This window comes from Marinomonas sp. TI.3.20 (assembly GCF_038155025.1).
Lineage (GTDB): Bacteria > Pseudomonadota > Gammaproteobacteria > Pseudomonadales > Marinomonadaceae > Marinomonas > Marinomonas flavescens.
On record NZ_JBAKAS010000009.1, the window covers coordinates 77695 to 96135 of the forward strand.

18 protein-coding genes are annotated in these 18441 nt (G+C 42.2%); 6 read left to right on the top strand and 12 right to left on the bottom strand.

The window, feature by feature from the left end:
• The first annotated feature begins 174 nt into the window (after window positions 1-174).
• Window positions 175-1674, top strand: coding sequence for a sodium/proton antiporter NhaB (nhaB, locus tag V6259_RS10795; RefSeq protein WP_133010521.1), 1500 nt, complete (start codon window positions 175-177; stop codon window positions 1672-1674).
• A gap of 107 nt (window positions 1675-1781) precedes the next feature.
• Here nhaB and dnaQ read toward each other — a convergent pair whose 3' ends face one another.
• Genes dnaQ through V6259_RS10810 form a run of 3 tightly spaced genes read right to left on the bottom strand, consistent with a single transcriptional unit; the run spans window position 1782 to window position 3672 of the window.
• Window positions 1782-2495, bottom strand: a complete 714-nt coding sequence (dnaQ, locus tag V6259_RS10800; RefSeq protein ID WP_133010520.1) for a DNA polymerase III subunit epsilon — start codon at window positions 2493-2495, stop codon at window positions 1782-1784.
• Complete coding sequence (rnhA, locus tag V6259_RS10805) at window positions 2492-2935, bottom strand: ribonuclease HI (protein WP_207923178.1); 444 nt, start codon at window positions 2933-2935, stop codon at window positions 2492-2494. Before rnhA ends, dnaQ begins: the two co-directional genes overlap by 4 nt.
• A complete protein-coding gene (locus tag V6259_RS10810; RefSeq protein ID WP_341584519.1) occupies window positions 2935-3672 on the bottom strand; it encodes a class I SAM-dependent methyltransferase in 738 nt (245 codons plus the stop codon). The genes rnhA and V6259_RS10810 overlap by 1 nt, the downstream gene beginning before the upstream one ends.
• 96 nt (window positions 3673-3768) lie before the next feature.
• On the opposite strand from V6259_RS10810, the gene gloB reads away from it, so the two are divergent.
• Together gloB and V6259_RS10820 are read left to right on the top strand one after the other, a co-directional pair.
• Window positions 3769-4542 carry a hydroxyacylglutathione hydrolase gene (gene gloB, locus V6259_RS10815; protein WP_341584520.1) on the top strand — a complete coding sequence of 258 codons (774 nt, stop codon included), beginning with the start codon at window positions 3769-3771 and terminating at the stop codon, window positions 4540-4542.
• Window positions 4543-4597: 55 nt separating this feature from the next.
• Window positions 4598-6235 carry a LysM peptidoglycan-binding domain-containing protein gene (locus V6259_RS10820; RefSeq protein WP_341584521.1) on the top strand — a complete coding sequence of 546 codons (1638 nt, stop codon included), beginning with the start codon at window positions 4598-4600 and terminating at the stop codon, window positions 6233-6235.
• Between the two features lie 80 nt (window positions 6236-6315).
• On the opposite strand, the gene ppnP is transcribed toward V6259_RS10820, so the two are convergent.
• From ppnP to V6259_RS10840, 4 genes are all read right to left on the bottom strand, one after another.
• Window positions 6316-6606, bottom strand: coding sequence for a pyrimidine/purine nucleoside phosphorylase (gene ppnP / locus V6259_RS10825; RefSeq protein ID WP_133010516.1), 291 nt, complete (start codon window positions 6604-6606; stop codon window positions 6316-6318).
• Window positions 6607-6688: 82 nt separating this feature from the next.
• Window positions 6689-7597: a transcriptional regulator GcvA gene (gene gcvA, locus V6259_RS10830; protein ID WP_341584571.1), complete on the bottom strand. Its 909-nt coding sequence runs from the start codon at window positions 7595-7597 to the stop codon at window positions 6689-6691.
• A 100-nt stretch (window positions 7598-7697) separates the two neighbouring features.
• A complete protein-coding gene (locus tag V6259_RS10835) occupies window positions 7698-9041 on the bottom strand; it encodes a DEAD/DEAH box helicase (RefSeq protein ID WP_341584522.1) in 1344 nt (447 codons plus the stop codon).
• Between the two features lie 97 nt (window positions 9042-9138).
• Entirely contained in the window at window positions 9139-9678 is a 540-nt protein-coding gene (locus V6259_RS10840) for a DUF1285 domain-containing protein (RefSeq protein WP_341584523.1), read from the bottom strand.
• A gap of 179 nt (window positions 9679-9857) precedes the next feature.
• Here V6259_RS10840 and V6259_RS10845 point away from each other — a divergent pair, with 179 nt between their 5' ends.
• The gene (locus tag V6259_RS10845) at window positions 9858-10814 is read left to right on the top strand and encodes a methylenetetrahydrofolate reductase (protein WP_341584524.1); all 957 of its coding nucleotides are present in this window, start codon (window positions 9858-9860) and stop codon (window positions 10812-10814) included.
• Between the two features lie 10 nt (window positions 10815-10824).
• Here the strand turns inward: V6259_RS10845 and V6259_RS10850 are convergent, their stop codons facing one another.
• Complete coding sequence (locus tag V6259_RS10850) at window positions 10825-11853, bottom strand: glycosyltransferase family 9 protein (protein ID WP_341584525.1); 1029 nt, start codon at window positions 11851-11853, stop codon at window positions 10825-10827.
• Window positions 11854-11960: 107 nt separating this feature from the next.
• On the opposite strand from V6259_RS10850, the gene V6259_RS10855 reads away from it, so the two are divergent.
• Together V6259_RS10855 and V6259_RS10860 are read left to right on the top strand one after the other, a co-directional pair.
• Complete coding sequence (locus V6259_RS10855) at window positions 11961-12671, top strand: 3-deoxy-D-manno-octulosonic acid kinase (protein ID WP_133010510.1); 711 nt, start codon at window positions 11961-11963, stop codon at window positions 12669-12671.
• A complete protein-coding gene (locus tag V6259_RS10860; protein ID WP_341584526.1) occupies window positions 12664-13590 on the top strand; it encodes an LpxL/LpxP family acyltransferase in 927 nt (308 codons plus the stop codon). Before V6259_RS10855 ends, V6259_RS10860 begins: the two co-directional genes overlap by 8 nt.
• 134 nt (window positions 13591-13724) lie before the next feature.
• Here the strand turns inward: V6259_RS10860 and V6259_RS10865 are convergent, their stop codons facing one another.
• The 4 genes from V6259_RS10865 to V6259_RS10880 all read right to left on the bottom strand — a co-directional run bounded on the left by V6259_RS10865 (window position 13725) and on the right by V6259_RS10880 (window position 18432).
• Complete coding sequence (locus V6259_RS10865; protein ID WP_341584527.1) at window positions 13725-14723, bottom strand: LLM class flavin-dependent oxidoreductase; 999 nt, start codon at window positions 14721-14723, stop codon at window positions 13725-13727.
• 127 nt (window positions 14724-14850) lie between these two features.
• Window positions 14851-17208: a fatty acid cis/trans isomerase gene (locus tag V6259_RS10870; protein WP_341584528.1), complete on the bottom strand. Its 2358-nt coding sequence runs from the start codon at window positions 17206-17208 to the stop codon at window positions 14851-14853.
• Window positions 17209-17380: 172 nt separating this feature from the next.
• Window positions 17381-17983 (bottom strand): hypothetical protein, encoded by a 603-nt coding sequence (locus tag V6259_RS10875; protein WP_133010506.1) that lies wholly within the window; start codon window positions 17981-17983, stop codon window positions 17381-17383.
• Between the two features lie 68 nt (window positions 17984-18051).
• Window positions 18052-18432, bottom strand: coding sequence for a YacL family protein (locus V6259_RS10880; protein ID WP_133010505.1), 381 nt, complete (start codon window positions 18430-18432; stop codon window positions 18052-18054).
• Window positions 18433-18441: the final 9 nt, after the last annotated feature.

Genomic DNA, 18441 nt, shown 5'->3' on the forward strand with positions numbered 1-18441 from the left:
ATTCTCTTCCTCTATAGTGATAAGTTATTGATGATATTGGGGCAAATAAAATAAATAGCAATGTCCGCTAGACGATTAAGAGTATGGATACCCAAGAGCTTATCCCTTATTATCTTTACCATTAGTCTGTATTGTGTACGAAATGAGCAAATACCTTACTTAAAGGAGTCATAAATGAAAACCTCCCTTTCACAAGCGCTTAGCAGTAATTTCCTCGGAGGTTCACCTCTTTGGTACAAGCAAGCGGTGATTGCATTTTTAATTATCAACCCTATTCTACTTTTAACGGCCGGTCCATTTATTACCGGCTGGATTCTGATCGTCGAGTTCATCTTCACCCTAGCAATGGCCTTAAAATGCTACCCACTCCAACCAGGCGGACTGATCGCCATTGAAGCGGTATTACTTGGGCTCACGGGTTCAGAAGGTGTTTACAAAGAAGTGGTTCATAATATCGATGTTATTTTATTGCTGATGTTTATGGTCGCCGGCATCTACTTTATGAAAGATATGCTGCTTTTCATCTTCAATAAACTCTTGATAAAGATACGCTCAAAAGTCGCAATTTCTCTTGTTTTCAGTTTAGCCGCTGCCATCCTTTCGGCCTTTCTGGATGCCCTTACCGTTACCGCCGTTTTGATTAGTGTCAGCGTTGGTTTTTATTCGGTTTATCACAAAGTGGCTTCTGATCAGGCCAGCGGAAAATACGACAGCAGCAGCGATGATCATATTTTACCGGTCAATCAAAAAGATCTTGCCCAATTTCGAGCTTTTCTACGCAGCTTATTAATGCATGGCGCGGTTGGTACCGCTCTGGGCGGGGTGGCGACGCTAGTCGGCGAACCACAAAACCTACTGATTGCCAAAGTCGCTGGCTGGGATTTCATTGAGTTCTTTGTTCGAGTCGCACCTATTTCCATTCCCGTTCTTATCTGTGGCTTATTAACCGTCATCGTTCTAGAAAAAATGTCTTGGTTTGGCTATGGCGCTACATTGCCTGAAAACGTTCGTAACATCTTAAAGAACTTCGAAGAAGAAGATTCCAAGAAAAGCACCTCTAAGCACAAGGCTCAGCTCATCATCCAAGGTGTTGTTGCCATAATACTAGTGCTTTCACTGGCCTTTCACATTGCTGAAGTAGGCTTAGTTGGCTTAATGGTGATTGTTCTTCTAACCGCATTCAACGGCATAACGGAAGAACACAGAATAGGCCACGCTTTTGAAGAAGCCTTGCCTTTTACCGCTTTGCTTGTTGTCTTCTTTACCGTTGTTTCAGTGATTCATACACAGCATTTATTTCAACCTTTTATCGACTTAGTCTTGCACATGCCTAAGCATTCGCAGCCCATTATGTTCTTTATTGCTAATGGCATTCTATCGGCGATAAGCGATAACGTATTTGTAGCAACCGTCTATATTAGCGAAGTAAAAGCCGCTCTTGATGCTGGAAGCATTTCACGTGAGCATTTCAACGCCCTAGCCGTTGCCATTAATACCGGCACTAACTTGCCTAGCGTTGCGACACCGAACGGCCAAGCCGCCTTTTTATTCTTGCTGACCTCTGCTATTGCCCCACTATTACGCCTGTCTTATGGGAAAATGGTATGGATGGCGCTCCCTTACACTATCGTATTAAGCCTCGTTGGCGGTATTTGCGTACTTAACTTTTTATAACAAAAGTATATTTAGTGCATAAAAAATGCCCTCATTTTCATGAGGGCATTTTTGTTTCTAATGACACACGGATAGTAAGCGGCGCTTAGTAAGCAACAATCAAATAACTAGTGCTTAATCCGCCACAGTGATTGCCCTGATTTTTTATCAATTAAATCCAAACGCTCTTCATGCATTTTTAATTCGTCATCACTGGCTCTAAGTATCTTTAATCGTGGACGATCTGCGCTTAAACGATTGATTTCACCGCTGAACTCATCGTTGCCTGATGACTGATCAGAGCCGCTATTCAACCCCAAGCTTGTTTGCCCACCTGTCATCAGCAGATACACATCGCCAAGAATCTCAGAGTCTAAAAGAGCCCCATGCAACTCACGATGTGATGTATCTATCCCGTAGCGTTTAGACAGCGCATTTAGGTTATTCTTCTGACCCGGATGCTTTTTACGAGCATAAACCAAGCTATCAAAAACCTTGCAAACTTCGGCCACTTTAGGATAGCCACCGATACGCCCAAACTCATGATCAATGAACCCAATATCAAATGGTGCATTGTGGATGATCAGTTCAGAACCTTTGATAAAATCGAAAAATTCCTGTGCAACATCATTAAATCTAGGCTTATCTGCTAGGTATTCGTTACTAATACCGTGAACACGAAACGCCTCTTCTTCAACTTCTCGATCTGGATTGATATACACATGAAAATGGCGCTTGGTGAACTTGCGCCCGACCATTTCAATACAACCAATTTCGATGATGCGGTGACCTTGTTTCGGGTCAATACCGGTGGTTTCGGTATCCAGAATAACTTGTCTCACTGCGCCGCCCTCAACTCGTCAATACCTTGATTGGCCAACTGATCTGCAATCTCATTCCCTTCGATCCCCGCATGACCTTTCACCCATTTCCAAGTCACATCATGGAATTGACATTGCTCATCTAAAGCTTGCCATAAATCTTTATTTTTGACCGGCTGTCGTGATGCCGTCATCCAGCCTTTACGCTTCCAACCTGCCAACCACTCAGTGATGCCTTTTTGGACATATGAGGAATCGGTGTACAAGGTTACTGTGCATTTTTCTTTTAATGCTTTAAGACCTTCAATAGCGCCCATCAACTCCATGCGATTATTGGTTGTATCATGCTCGCCACCACATAAATGCTTTTCATGCTGCCCGAAGGTCAACCAAGCCCCCCAACCACCAATTCCTGGATTGCCCTTACAAGCACCGTCTGTATACATAATTACATCTTTCACTACTTTATCTCTTTAGCTGCTGGCTTAGTAAAAGGAGGCACTCGTACTCGAGCGCTTTTCCAACTGGGTTTTATCGGTATATAGCGACGTGTTTGTTTTGTGGCTGTCATGATGTAAATACCACCAAATGGCATCTTACCTGAATTTAATAAGCGACCAATCCAACCGCATCGTTGACGCCATTTCGCACAATGTATTGGTGGCTCATATTGCACAAAACGTTTCTTTTCTAGCGTTAAGCCTGCGACTTTCAGCCAATCTTCTAAGCGCTTATGACCAATAAAACGGCCACACCAAGGCGCCTTAACTCGCTTAGAAAACAACCGACGAATTCCCCATAAGCTTAACGGGTTAAAACCAATGACGATCAATTTACCACTGGGCAATAGGGTTCGTGCCGCTTCTCTAATCACATCGTGAGGCATAGAAGAAAGGTCTAAGGTGTGATGCAACACATGAACATCCACCCCATCCGACTCAAGCGGCAACTCGTTCGCCTTAGCGACCACTATATTCTTAGGTGCTCCCAATTCAAGCTCGGGCACAATAAGAATACTCTCTCGCAAACGATGCTGATCTAACTGAATGTCTTTAAGCGGTGATTGGATTACTAGGTAATAACCTACAGCATTGTCTATCTCAAGTGCAATTTCGGAACACTCTAACTCACTCAGACTCTTACCAAGTTCAGTTTGAAACCACGCTTGGAACAATTGTCTTGATTGATCATCCAACATACAATAACTCTCTACTTAAACGGCGTGAGCGCGTCGCGCTTAACATTGATACATCACAGAAAGACACTCGCTAATAACGCAAAATATAGGTGCACTATGACATTTATTCCACTTCACGCTTTCAGCGACAATTATATCTGGATAATCAAAGAGAAAGATAGTTCACGCTTTTGGGCGGTAGATCCAGGTGATGCAAAGGTAGTAATAGAATACGGCAATCAACAGAGTGCTAACTTAGAAGGCATTATAATCACTCATCATCATAGTGATCATACTGGCGGAGTACAGGAGCTTAAAGACCAATACCACTGCCCGGTTTATGGCCCACAACACCTTGTCCCACTTGTTACACACCCATTAAAAGAAGGCGACTCTGTACGTGTTTTTTCAACGGAATTTTCAGTATTAGAAACACCCGGCCATACACTAGACCACCTTTGCTATGTGAGCGATCAAGCAGCACCAGCCCTATTATGTGGTGATACTTTATTTAGAGGCGGCTGCGGACGAATCATGGAAGGCACTCCTGAGCAAATGCTAAATGCCATGAATAAGCTTGCAAAATTACCGGACAACACGCTTGTTTACTGCACGCACGAATACACACTCGCCAATTATCGTTTTGCCCTACACCTCGATAGCAACAACAAAGAGCTGACCAAAGCACAACAAGAATGCAGTCAGATGAGAAAAAATAATGAGGTTACACTGCCCAGCTTACTAGCACTGGAGAAAGCAACGAATCCCTTCCTAAGAACCCATATACCAAGGGTTGTAGCACAAGCAGCGACTCAACTAGGTGAAAATATTGCCAATGATTCTGTCTCAGCTTTTAGCCAAGTAAGAAGAGCAAAGGATTCTTTTAGTTGACCTATACGGCCACACCTTTAGAATATCCCCACTTAAAATTATTTTTGTGAGTTCCATGATCAAGCATTTTCTTTGGGTTTTGTTGATAAGCCTAGTTCTAAGCGGCTGTCAAACAGCATCCAATGTCGAAAACGATAACAGTAAAACAGGACTAGAAACTGATTCTGATACCGTTGAAGCGGATACTCAACAGACGGGCTTCATTGATACAGTCTCTCCTGTTTTGCCTGATGAAGATGATACCTCTTCAGACAACAGTACTTCCCCTGTCGCCTCAAAAAGCCCACAGCCGCCAAAGGACTTATGGGTTAGAATGCGCCATGGATTCAAACTCAATTTAAATATAGAAAAGCCTCGCCTTTCTTCTCAAGTGCGCTGGTACAGCTCACATCTAGATTACCTTAACCGGGTATCAATACGTGGCGAACGTTACTTGTACTACATTGTTTCTCAGCTAGAAAAAGCAGGAATTCCGACAGAAATTGCATTACTGCCTATTGTTGAAAGCGGTTTTGATCCTTTTGGTTACAGTCATGGACGAGCTTCTGGACCTTGGCAATTTATTCCATCTACAGGTCAAATGTACGGGCTAGACCAAAACTGGTGGTACGATGGGCGTCGAGATATCGTTAGCTCTACACAAGCAGCCATTGCTTACTTAACTCGCTTAAATAAATTATTTGATGGCAACTGGTTGCAAGCACTCGCTGCCTATAACTCTGGTGAAGGTACGGTATTAAGAGCCATTCGAAAAAATAAACGCGCAGGTAAGCCTACTGACTTTTGGTCTCTCGACCTACCTAATGAAACACGCGCTTACGTCCCTAAATTACTTGCACTGGCCAAAATCATCAAAGACCCAGCTAAATACCACTACAAAACACATTTTATTGCCAATAAGCCGTATTTTGAAAGTGTAAACATCGGCGGTCAACTGGATCTTGCTCAAGCGGCTGACATGGCAGACATTAGCATCGATGAAGTGTACCTTCTGAACCCAGGATTCAATCAATGGGCTACCGCACCAGATGGGCCACACAGATTGCTTATCCCTGTTAAAAAAGCCGCTTTGTTCCGCAAAAAACTGGCCGAAATTCCAAGTAATGAACGCGTCACTTGGGTTCGATACTCGGTTAAACCAGGTGATAATTTATTGCTCGTTGCCAAAAATCACAACACCACTGCCTCCGTTCTAGAAGACGTCAATAAAATGTCTTCTACCATGATTCGAGTAGGTCAAGAACTGATGATTCCGGTGGCTGGAAACAAGATAGAAAGCTACACCCTAAGCTCCCATCAACGCTTACTTGCAAAGCAGTCTCGCGCTCCGGGTCGTAATCGAATTAAGATTAACTACACAGTAAGCGCTGGCGATAGCTTATGGTTGATCGCAAAAAAATACGACACGGATTCAAAAACGCTGGCCCGCTGGAATAATATGGGATTAGCTGATCCTCTACACGCGGGGAAAAAGCTGGTTGTATGGTTAGAGCCTAAAGAAAATAGTAGTAACAGAAGCGTAATGAAAAAAGTGGTTTATACCATTCGACCTGGAGATTCATTAGCGATGGTCGCCAATAAATTTAGAGTTGCATTAAATGACATTCGCAAATGGAACCCTATTGTTGGCGGTAAAAAATACGTACAACCCGGAGACAAGGTAACATTACTGGTTAACGTGGTTGGCGGCTAAACAGCCGAACTAGACATAAACCCAATAAAAAAGGCTGATAATTAATCAGCCTTTTTTAAAGAAAAGTCTAAACGCTAAGATTATTCATAACGACATAAATAAGCGGTAATTTCTTCTACTTTCACAGAAAAAGACAAATTAGCTTCAACAATGAAGGACTCACCTTTTTCATATGTTTTCCAAGACTCTTCATTAGGTAACTTAACCGTTAACCGACCAGAAACCACACTCATATACTCTCTTTGACTCGTACCAAACTCATATTCTCCGACTGACATAACACCAACAGTAGAAACACCTTCTTGATTTTCTAACGCGATGGATTTAACACTATCATTAAAATAACTATTAACTTTTAGTTCGGTACTCATAAATAAACATAAGCCTTTAATTTAAAAAATCATTTCACCCAAGCATTCTTTGCTTGCGCTTGATACTCACAAAGAGACTATACTAATCTCCAACCATTTCTTCAATAATCCACTCTTTAAATGCCGACATAGCAGGGGTCACTGTACTGCGTTTTTCGTATACTAAATAGAAAGAGCGAGTACTAACCAAGTGCTGATCAAATATAACTTTCAGTGTGCCCGCTTCAATTTCAGGCATCACTAAGTCCACATTAGCCAACGCAATACCCAAACCTTGAGCCGCCGCACCCGCCGTTAAAGAGCCACTAGAAAACATCAAACCACGACGAAACACTTTAGGGTCTAAACTGTTTTGTAATAGCCAATCATGCCATTCATCCTTACGCTTGGTAACATGCAATAACGGATAAAAGCGCATATCTTCAGGTTCATTAATAGGCTGATCAGGCCGAATTAATTTAGGATTACAAACAGGGAAAAGTTTCGCTGGCGATAAATAATAAGCTTCAACATCACTCCAATCACCGTTACCAAAATATACGGCCATATCAATGTCACCAGCCGAAAAATCAATTAACCCCGTAGATGCACTTATTTCTATTTGAATATCTGGGTAACGAGCTTGGAAACGCTCCATTCTTGGCATCAACCAACGCGTTAAGAAAGCTGGGGCCACCGCTAATTTAAGAGAGCCTATTTTTTGCTTACTCTTCAGATCCACCGTCGCACTCTCAAGCTGCTCAAAAATACGCTTAATGGGTTTTAAATAAGATTCACCGGCTTCCGTTAAAATAACCTTCCGCTTAGTCCTTCGAAATAACTCTATCCCTAGAAACCCTTCCAAGCCTTTAATTTGATGGCTAATCGCAGAAGGCGTAACAGATAGCTCTTGAGCGGCTTTGTTAAAACTGCCATGACGTGCAGCTGACTCAAAACACTTCAATGAGTTTAATGGCGGTAAACGATTAATAGGCTTATCTCCAACCGACAGAAAAGACTAATCAATAACGCGCTTTAGGCTAATCTGTCAAATAATAAAATCCAAAAAACACTCTCAATACAGTCCTGACATTAAACAACAGATACTCTGTCTATTCTTCATCACCATGATCAACAGGGGTTATAAAGCGCTTAGCAGGCAATTTAAAGGCATCAAAGCCGTCTTGTTTATTATCATGAAAGCGATCTTTACTGGCACCCTTTCTAGACGTCTTTTTCACTGTTTTACGTGATTTATCGGCCGCTGGTGCTTTCTTAAGTTTATGGGCTTCTTTCGCAGGCGCTAAGCCTTTGAATTTTGGTTCCATTCCTTCAATAACATCACTTTCAAATTTGCGCTGAAGAAAAACTTCAATGGCTTTAAAGTTAAGCCAATCTTTAGGACCCACCAACGAATAAGCATCCCCTTTAAACCCTGCTCGACCAGTACGCCCTGTACGGTGAACAAATTCTTCCGCTTGTTTCGGTAAATCAAAGTTAAAGACATGACTGACGCTCGCGATATCCAAGCCTCTAGAGGCAATATCAGTACTCACGAGCACGTCAAATTGTCCTTTTGCAAAGCTATCCATCACTTTATTGCGCGCCGCTTGAGAGAGGTTGCCATTTAATGCTTGGGTTGATAATCCCCACCCTTCAATCATTTCTGCTAAGCGGGCAGTATCATTTTTTGTCGCTGTAAAAACAATCGCTTGCTTAATCGTTTGCCCTAATAACAAATGCTTTAAGATGTCTTGTTTATGGTCTAAGTGATCACACAAATACACATGCTGATCGATGTCTTTATGCTCATCGTATCCCTGACCAATTGCCACGCGAGAAGGATCTTTCAGTAACTCATTGGCAATCTCACTAACATCGGTATTGTCCAATGTAGCAGAAAAAAACAAGGTTTGTCTTAATCGGTGACTGGCAGCAGTATTAATAGCACGCACCGCTTCAGCAAAACCCAAATCTAGCATGCGATCGGCTTCGTCTAAAATCAACAATTCCAACCCATCTAAGAATACATTGCGCTGTTTTAAATGATCGACAAGACGACCTGGTGTAGCAACAATAAAGTGTGGGTTTTTCTGTAACTGCTTATGCTGGTCGTTGAAGTTTTCTCCGCCCTGAATCAAGGTAGAAGTGTAATGGCTAGTCGCCAGCAACAAACGCAACTGACTATAAACTTGTTTAGCCAATTCTCGAGTGGGTACTAATACTAAGACACGTGTATCTCTCTTAGACAAAGCACGTGTTTTATAAACACGATGTAAAGCAGGTAAAAGATACGCTAATGTTTTCCCTGAACCTGTTTTAGACGACGCCAATAAGTCACGTCCAGCCATAGCTTCAGGAATAGCACGCGACTGAATTTCCGTCGCCTCCTCAAACCCCATATGACCGATGGACGCTAAAATACGATTATCAAAACCAAATTCTGTGAATAACAAGTAACCTACCCCTTTCTAAAAACAAGTACACAGCCAATAAGCCATGATGAATAGCCTCATTATACCTCAGCCTAGTGAGTGCACACACGAGGATTCTCTACTCATCTGCGATTAATAAGTACGCTTTTGAAGCACTTATCAGCCCCATGCCTTTTCCTTCAGGTGTCGACACTGGAACTAAGTCTTCGACAAGTTGATAAAATACATTTCGATGGATCATCGCCTTCATTCCATAACGCATCGAGATATAAGGTCGCTCTGAGTGAGATTTACCAGCCATCCATAAGTCACAATCCACGCCAAGAATTTTCACATCTTCTGTTAACGTCGTAAATTCAATCGCCGGACCGCTTTCCGTCTCAATTTTGCGCCATTTAGTTACCAAAAATGGCGCATCTTCCACTTGTATACGAACCTTTTCTACCGGCGTTACTAAAAAGTATTCAGCGTTCTCAAACCATAGAATGTGCGAAAACATCGTCACCATGTTGGCTCGTTTTATCTTATCGCCATCGTGTATCCAATCCCCATTCGCCTTCACCACCATATCCATATCACCACAAAAATCGGGGGTCCATTTATGAACAGGCGGCAAACCAGACTTTTTACCACTTTCTAGCGCTTTTAAATCAAGCATATGAAATCCTCATTTCTCCTGAACAACGAGTGGATCAAACTAGCTCACTTCATCTTCAGTTTTATTCATGACTAAACAGATGATCTTGAAACCTATTCACTGTTAGGATACGTATAACATAAAGAATAACGAAACGCCTCGTCAAAGACGACCGTCTCATCAACTATTAGAGTGGCATCATGAAATCGGAATTAGCAACTAAGTTTACCGACCCTAGTCGCGGCGTATACTTCATAGGTACGACACCACCACGCGCATCCATTGAGGGTGAACAACTTGATCAAATTAGCCAAAAGCTGTTACAACGCTTAGATAACATAGAAGTTGACGGTTTAATTGTGTACGACATCCAAGATGAAAGCAGTCGTATAGACAAGCCACGTCCTTTTCCTTTTATGGAGACTCACGACCCTCGCGCTTGGTCGAAACGCTTAAAAGACGCGTCCAACAAACCGGTTATTACTTACAAATCAGTGTCATCACGCACTACTGAAGAGTTTACTCAATGGCTGCAAGAAGCATGGAACGATTTTGATATCAAAGACATCGTGCTAGTCGGCTCACCTTCTTCTGAGGGCAATATCAAATTACCCTTAGCACAAGCCTATAAAACATTAGAAGAGACGCCTCTCGACTTTAATCTGGGTGGCGTTACGATTGCCGAGCGCCACGCCAAGAAAAAAGACGAACACCTTCGCCTAATCAATAAATCCGAAGCAGGTTGTGAGTTTTTCATATCTCAAGCCGTTTACAACCCACAAGCGACCGCTGATCTAATTAGTCAATATGCGCAAACATGCAAGCTTCAAGGTATTACCCCAAAACGAGTCATTCTTACGTTCACACCTTGTGGCAGCGCAAAAACGCTTGAGTTTATGGAGTGGCTAGGAATTTCAGTTCCGATTGCCACAAAAAACCGGATTCTTGGATCAGCCACACCACTGGATGAGTCTATTAAAATTTGCCGTAGCGCATTGGAATTAATCATCGAAACGGCGCTACCTGCTGGTGTTCCGTTGGGCTTAAATATTGAAAGCCTGACTAACCGAAAAGAAGAGATCGATGCTTCTATTCACCTTTATAGATTACTAAAAGCGACGCTTGATTTAAGCTTGGCCGAACAAGCTCTTTTATAAAAAAGAGTGCTTAATCAACAATCAAATCAAGTTGGCGGATAACCTTATTTACTTTCGCCATCACCTCTTCTTGTGGTAACTGCGCCATCGCATCCTTACGGTGTACCGTTGTTGCCCAAGCTAGTGCTTCTAAAGGTTTCCCCGCTTCTTTTTCCACCAACTTCTGATATACACTGACAATATTTTCTTGGTCATTGTAAGGGCCAGTTCGCTTTGGATTAGACAAAGCAAACAAGGCAATAACAGGCGTTTTGACGATTGTCGCCATATGGGCAGGTCCAGTATCAGGACTAATAATTAACGCCGCTTTTTGGATAACATCCAGCAATGACGCAATACTGGTCTTACCAACCAAATTGAGGACATCAAAGCCATCGCTAACCGCATTACAAACCGCAATTTCACGTTCACTCGGCCCACCGGTCACCACCACTGAAAGCCCTTGAGAGATCAAGGATTGAATCAATGTACGATAACCTTCTAACGTCCAATCTTTAGTCACTTTTGAACCACAAGGATTAACAACGACAAAACGATCTGGAAGTACTATGTCACTGTTTGGAATAGACAAACTCCACGAAGGTGGCTGATCCGGTACATCAATGGCGATGGCCAGTGACATTAATGCATCTAGCACATGCTTTCCGGTTGGTTCTGGCGCCAATTGATTCACAAACCAATGCTGCTTTTCCCGAGAATGGGATTTCGCAAAGCCTATGCGTTTTTTAGCATTAAGAACACGAGTTAACATACTCGCCCTTAACGACCATTGCATATGCAATAGCACATCAAATTGGGTGTGCTTCAGCGACTTACCAAGCGCAAACATACCTTTGAACCCAGAGCTCTTATGGTAAACACGTACATCAACATTCGGCATTAAACGAACCAGTTGTGCTTCGGCTGGACCGGTAATCCATGTGATTTTTGCATTGGGATAGCGTGTTTGTATTGCGGTCACCACAGACATCGCATGACAAACGTCGCCCAACGCTGATAATCGCACTATGGCAATCTGCTGAATGCTTTCTTGTATCATCTTACCCTCAAGTGCTGTTTAAAATTGGCGATTATTATAGAATAGCCTGCTTTGAATGTGTCTAAATTTATCTGACGCAATAAACACACAATGATTAAGCGAGCAACATGCCGGACACACATCGTATTGATGTCAACACAACGCTATTTTCTAGCAAAGCATCACTCCCCATCGAACCTAACTGGTTCTCGGCAGACTATTGGCAAAAAAAGAAGGCTTTAGTTGGAACTGGCCAAGGCCGCGGTGCGGTTTGGTTTATTAAAAGCGAGTTTGGCAACTTCGTCATGCGTCGTTATCGGCGCGGCGGATTAGTTTCAAAATTCAATAAAGAGTCGTTTTTATTTACTAACCAAGAAAGCACTCGTCCATGGAAAGAACTAAGTCTACTTGAAACAATGACAGAGCTAGGCTTACCTGTGCCGCAGCCTATTGCCGGCATCTACAAAAAAGAGCTGGGCTTCTATAGCGCTTATTTACTTACTCAAACTATCGAACACGCCACCGACTTATTCGATATATTACAAGCGGGTAACAGCGATTCTGTAGATTGGAGAAGTATTGGCACGACGATTCGTGCATTCCATAAGCACGGCATTAATCATACTGACCTTAACTGCCATAACATCATGATCGACAGAAGCAGAAAAGTCTGGATTATCGATTTTGACAAATGCGACCAACGAAGTGTCGACAAAAAATGGACACAAGGCAATATTGACCGTTTAAAGCGTTCACTTACTAAAGAAGCCAAAAAACACACTAATTTTACAGTCTCTGATGCTCAGTGGCGTGACTTACTGGAGGGATATCGTGGCTAAGAAGAGCTCGAAGGATTTCACACTAAAACAACTACTTGCCCCAAAATACTGGCTCACTTGGCTGGCGATGGGCATTATTTATTTACTCAGCTTTTTGCCTTGGAATACCCAACAGTTTCTAGGCAAATACCTTGGCTTACTACTGTATAAAGCCACACCAAGACGACGCCATATCTGCGATGTAAATTTTGAAATTTGTTACCCAGAAATGAGCAAAGAAGAACGAGTAGAATTAACAAAGCAACACTTCATCAGTACGGGAAAAGGCTTATTTGAAACATTCACCTCATGGTTTCAATCTCCCAAGAAACTGGCTTCTAGGGTCGAATTCAATACAAAAGAAGTCATCGATCGCACGCTTGAGAAAGGTCGCGGTTGCATCCTAATTAGCGGACATTTTTCACCGCTAGACCTTTGCGGCAGCTTGGTAACGCTCGATTTGGACGTTCATCCTATTTACAAACGCCAAAACAATGCCGTGTTTAATTGGGTCATGGAAAAACAACGGAAAAAAGTTTATAGCAAAATGATAGAACGCTCCGACATGAGAGAAGTTCTAAAGTCGCTGAAAAATAATAAAGCGGTCTGGTATGCTGTTGATCAGGATTATGGACGTAAAAACTCTGTATTTGCCCCATTTTTTGGCCGACAATGCGCCACCATTTCTCACATCGGTCGGATCGCTAAAATGACCAACGCACCGGTATTACTATTTGATTATGGTCGCACTGAAAACGGCTATAACTACCGATTTGTCGAAGTTGAAAACTACCCTACCGATAATGATGTGACCAATGCGACGATTATCAACCAACTAATGGAAGAGGCTATTTCGACCAAAAAAGAACAGTACCTTTGGTCTCATCGTCGCTTCAAAACGCAACCAGTAAAAGGAGACCCTTCTCCTTATGAACGATAAATAACGCGTTCAACAAGATAGGTTGGCGCCTTAACTACGACATCAATTAATACGACATCAACTAATACGGCGTTAATTAACACAAGAAGAAACCACCTTGCTAACTCATTAATACAAGGTGGTTTCTTCTTTATTTAAGCAGCACCAAGCTCATCTCTGACTTCAGCCATCAGCGCTAACGATTTTAAGCGTTTTTCTGCATCATAAATTGGAAAAGAGACTATCAACTCATCGATTCCTGTTTTTTCAACAAAGCTTTTCATCTTAAATTTAACGGACTCTTTCGAACCAACAAACGCATACTGCAAAGTATGATTGATCATATGCTTCTCACTCACAGACCAGAGCGCATCCATCGATTCGACAGGCTTAGCAAAGGGAACATTATTGCCACGACGCAGATTAATAAACTGCTGTTGAACAGAGGTAAACAAGTACGCCGCCTCTTCATCGGTATCAGCCACCACAGCCATCACACCTGCCATAGTATGCGCAACAGGATTAGCATCACTTGGACGGTAATTTCTGCGATATACGGTCAATGCTTGAATTAACTGATCGGGTGCAAAATGAGAAGCGAAAGAATAAGGCAAACCAAACTCCGCTGCGACTTGTGCACTATAAAGACTGGATCCAAGCATCCAAATTGGTACATGGGTATTTCGACCCGGCACAGCAATTACCTTTTGATTCTCTTCAGGTTTACCTAAGAAGTGCTGCAATTCTCTCACATCATCAGGATATTGATCTACCGCCGCATTCATATTACGACGCAAGGCTCTCGCGGTTTGCATATCCGTACCAGGTGCTCGCCCTAATCCTAAATCAATGCGGTTTGGGTACAACTCAGCCAAAGTACCAAACTGCTCAGCGATAATCAGTGGCGAGTGATTTGGCAGCATCACACCGCCAGAACCCAAACGAATCGACGTAGTTGCCGCTCCAATATGAGATAACAATACGGCAGGCGACGAGCTCGCCACATTAGACATACCATGATGTTCAGCAAGCCAGAAACGCTTATACGCTCTGGCCTCAGCTTGTTGAGCCATTAATGTACTTTGAGCAAAGGAATCAGAAACAGTTTTGCCTTGCACGATAGGCGAAAGGTCAAGAATAGAAAGTGGGATCATAAAAATCGTCCATTCGATAGAATATACCCCGTTATTTGGGGCAATCTATTGAATAGACAAGGTTTAGAGTTTGCAGTAAATGCACAAATTCGAAATATCTCGATATAACTATACGCTAGCCTATGTTTTAGCGATTTTCCAGACGATTATAATCCAATATCCCGCTCGCTCTTGGTCGTGCCTCTTTATTTAATCTAGCAATACCGTCACTGACCGTCCAAAAACGTGGATTGGTCCGGCGAACACCAAAACGCCCCATTAAATCCGAATAATCTTCCTCTGTTGCCATATTTGCTACATCGTCAGAAAATGCTTTCAACTGGTTTTCATCCACTTCTATTAAGGCATTTGGATAGTCCCCCAATACACCCTTAACTAGCGTCACGCTGTCTTCATTTGGTAAACGAGCCGCCGCCTCATCAAACAAACTGGATATATTCGAATGCGCCTTATTATGGATAATACTTATGACTTCTTTTGGCTCGCCACCTTGGGTCACCAACACAATAGCCGTATCAGGCAAATAGCGAAGACCACCGCCTTTCAATGTTTCTAAATGCTTTAATGTCGAAATTTCCTTATGCGTCAAACGACTTTGATCTAAATCTCTACTATGATCTAACACTTTAGCCAAATGCTTATACAGCAGATCATAGAGCTCAGATTGATAATTTTTTGTTTTATAGTGAACCTGAGTCTGTACGTCCACTTTGATAAAGTCGCTAAAGATATAATCTTTAATACTTTGATTAGCATCGCGATACCAATACTGGCGTACTTTCTCTCTGTCTGCTTTTGGCAACAACAAAAGGAAGTTTAATTCGCCTTCCATTCGCAAAAAGTCCATATAAAGACGGGTATCTAACTGATGCCCTACATTGCCATAAACATCAAAACCCGCCACTAATAAATAGTGAATACGCTCAAGCAATGGATAGTCAATTACCCATGATGTTTTAGGTTTTTGCCCTACTAACCCCTTTACTACAGATGCATTATCAAAGTGTCTGAAAATCGTTAACGCGGCATTTTCATTGTGCCCATCACCATCCCAAATTAGGCTTACATCAAGAGGATGTTTCTTATCCACTTCCTTTTTAATTAAGTTGGCTTTAGCAGAAAGGTACGCTTTTTGCTGCTCCGAAAAACGCACCCATGAACTCAGTGGTAACGCATTACTTGAGCTGCTAGCAGGTAAGTCTAAATGCTGAACTTGAGTCTCAAGAAAGCGAGCCGTTTTTTCGTTGTATTCAACCGAAGGGTTAACAAAATAAACCCAAAAATCCTCATTGATCACGTTAACGGCAACTTGCCCTCGGCACACAGGCCCTTTAATAAAAGACATAATGGTATTTTGGGCATGATCTAGCAAGAAGCGATAGCGTGCATTTGTTGGAATTTGCTGAAAAGTTCGAAAAGGATTACTTGCCACTTCAGGGTCGTAACCTGGGTCTTTTGTTACCTTATAGTCCGCAGCATAAAAATACGAATACCAACGTTTGTAGACAGATTCATCCAACTGGAAAGGTATGTGATTTTTTTGAACAACTACTTCAGGATCTTGCCACAACCGATAATACACACGCTTAACGCCCGGTGAATCATAAGGTCGACGTGTTGCAATACGATCAATAGGTTGACCTGGTGGTGTTTTAGAACGAACCAACCTAAAGCGCTGATCATTGCCTTCACCAAGATACAAGCTGTACAGAAACAAATGCTCATAAATATAGCGAGACACCAAACGCCCCTTTAGATCGTTAGGATTTTTTTCGTTTAAACGCACTTCCCACAAAGCCACAAGTTTTTGCATGTTAGCTGACAAAGGTTTTTCTTTCGGCATTTTACCCCCCTTCGCCAACCATTGAGTCAACACATTAAATTCGGCTGAACTTAACGCTGGCAATCCGTAGGGCATTCCCCATTTCGGGTATTTTTGCTCAAATGAAGCGTATTCTTCAATGCTTGGGCACTGTTGATTCCTAGACAAAGAAAAATCATAATCTTCCGACAATACCGGTTTATTAAAACTCCCTTGTTTTTCCCGCAGAGCAATAGCTCGATATAGTAAACTACCATCTAGATTAGCGACTGGGCTTTGACCTCGCTCATTAAGCGCTGGGTAAAACCCCTTCTTGCGCCACTCTTCTGGAGTATGCGCATCAATATATAGACGTGTTGGCTCTGCGGCTAATAAGCGCGTTCCATCATAAACAAGCGCTTTAGAGCCTCCTCGATTAATGCCTTCAGAGCCAGTCAGCTTAAGCTGACAAGGCGCATCGTAACAGGCATGACAAGAAACGCATCGATTGTCTAAAATCGGTCGAACTTTATCATTATAAAATTCAGCGTCTTCCTTTGACGTGTCAGCTTCACGATTAACTGTTTTTTCAACACCATACTTCTGGTTCAAACTATTAGAAGCAAAGACAGCACAACCAGTAATAAACAGTATTGAAAGAATAACAATCAACGCTCTTCGCATAACAATTTCCTAGATGGGGGTTTTATAGGCTAATAAGATAACGCAATAGAGGGAGTACTTACTATTTCTTTACGACTGAAATTTGAACATATTTTGTGAATCAAATAACTCAAGACATAAAAAAGCGCCCACTTAGAGGGCGCTTTAAATACTAGTTTGAAAAATAAGGAGATTATTCCTCTTCGACGAGCAAGCCGTCTTCTTCGTATTCATCATCCAATTCATAAGCATCATCGCCCATATCATCATTAGCTAATAATAATGATTCTTCATAGGCGCCACCAAACTCAATGCGTGTGATGTCATATAAATCGTATTCATAAGTGCCATCAAACCAGCGAGCATCTGATCCAATTTCTTCAAGCTCATACGTCACCGCATCAGCACGAACGATTCGACCAATCTCACAACTGTCTTCTTCTATCTCTTCTCGGTGTAATGTCACTAAGCCATATTCTTCACTGATATCCGTCAGTAATACAGCAAGATCTTCAAGGTCAACTTCTGGGTCAACCACTTTTTCTTCTCGAAGTTCAAGAACGCGCTTTTGAAAATCATTAAAAGGAGCCGGATGAACAAAGTCACTAATGTCTTCCAAAAATAAAACTTGGTAGCCATTTAGTCGCACACTGTCATCAACTAACTGGAGTAAAACCATTTCTTCATTGGCATCTACAACAAAGCCATCAGTCCAACTATCTGGGCCGTCCAATTCTTCACGAAAAATGCGAACTACATTGTTTCGATTACGGGCTTTTTCCAATTCGATGAGCATATCGGCTCCCTAAAAACGTAAAAAAATAAATCTGATGCTAGTGTAAACCCAGCCAGCATAAGGAACAACTACTGAAGCACATCGTGCCAGTTTTCAACCATATCCACCAAATCTTCCAAACCACACTCAGCTTGAACACCATCAGTAGAAGGTCGATAGAAACTATCTTGCGAATCAAACATCGCTTTTATTTCATCTTCAGCAGAACTCATATCAACTTGACGAGAGACCATTACGCCTTCTTCACTGATGACAACGTCAAATGGGCCATGCTGAAACTTAGTCGTTTCTTTTTCATACTCAGCCAAGCGTGCGGCTAATAATACTCGCTGAATGTTTTCTTTATCGACAACAAACTGCGTTACCCAATCAGCAATAGCGGCAAATTCATAATCGGCATTAATACGGTATTGGCCTTCTTCCTGATCAAAGGCAATTTCATAATCCATGACTTTGAA

Bases quoted from the DNA above. Each gene is read 5' to 3' on its own strand.
- V6259_RS10850 (WP_341584525.1), bottom strand. From the start codon at position 11,853: ATGATACAAGAAAGCATTCAGCAGATTGCCATAGTGCGATTATCAGCG.
- ppnP (WP_133010516.1), bottom strand. From the start codon at position 6,606: ATGAGTACCGAACTAAAAGTTAATAGTTATTTTAATGATAGTGTTAAA.
- nhaB (WP_133010521.1), top strand. From the start codon at position 175: ATGAAAACCTCCCTTTCACAAGCGCTTAGCAGTAATTTCCTCGGAGGT.
- V6259_RS10810 (WP_341584519.1), bottom strand. From the start codon at position 3,672: ATGTTGGATGATCAATCAAGACAATTGTTCCAAGCGTGGTTTCAAACT.
- V6259_RS10880 (WP_133010505.1), bottom strand. From the start codon at position 18,432: ATGGATTATGAAATTGCCTTTGATCAGGAAGAAGGCCAATACCGTATT.
- V6259_RS10840 (WP_341584523.1), bottom strand. From the start codon at position 9,678: ATGCTTGATTTAAAAGCGCTAGAAAGTGGTAAAAAGTCTGGTTTGCCG.
- V6259_RS10845 (WP_341584524.1), top strand. From the start codon at position 9,858: ATGAAATCGGAATTAGCAACTAAGTTTACCGACCCTAGTCGCGGCGTA.
- gloB (WP_341584520.1), top strand. From the start codon at position 3,769: ATGACATTTATTCCACTTCACGCTTTCAGCGACAATTATATCTGGATA.
- V6259_RS10870 (WP_341584528.1), bottom strand. From the start codon at position 17,208: ATGCGAAGAGCGTTGATTGTTATTCTTTCAATACTGTTTATTACTGGT.
- V6259_RS10820 (WP_341584521.1), top strand. From the start codon at position 4,598: ATGATCAAGCATTTTCTTTGGGTTTTGTTGATAAGCCTAGTTCTAAGC.
- V6259_RS10865 (WP_341584527.1), bottom strand. From the start codon at position 14,723: ATGATCCCACTTTCTATTCTTGACCTTTCGCCTATCGTGCAAGGCAAA.
- V6259_RS10855 (WP_133010510.1), top strand. From the start codon at position 11,961: ATGCCGGACACACATCGTATTGATGTCAACACAACGCTATTTTCTAGC.
- V6259_RS10875 (WP_133010506.1), bottom strand. From the start codon at position 17,983: ATGCTCATCGAATTGGAAAAAGCCCGTAATCGAAACAATGTAGTTCGC.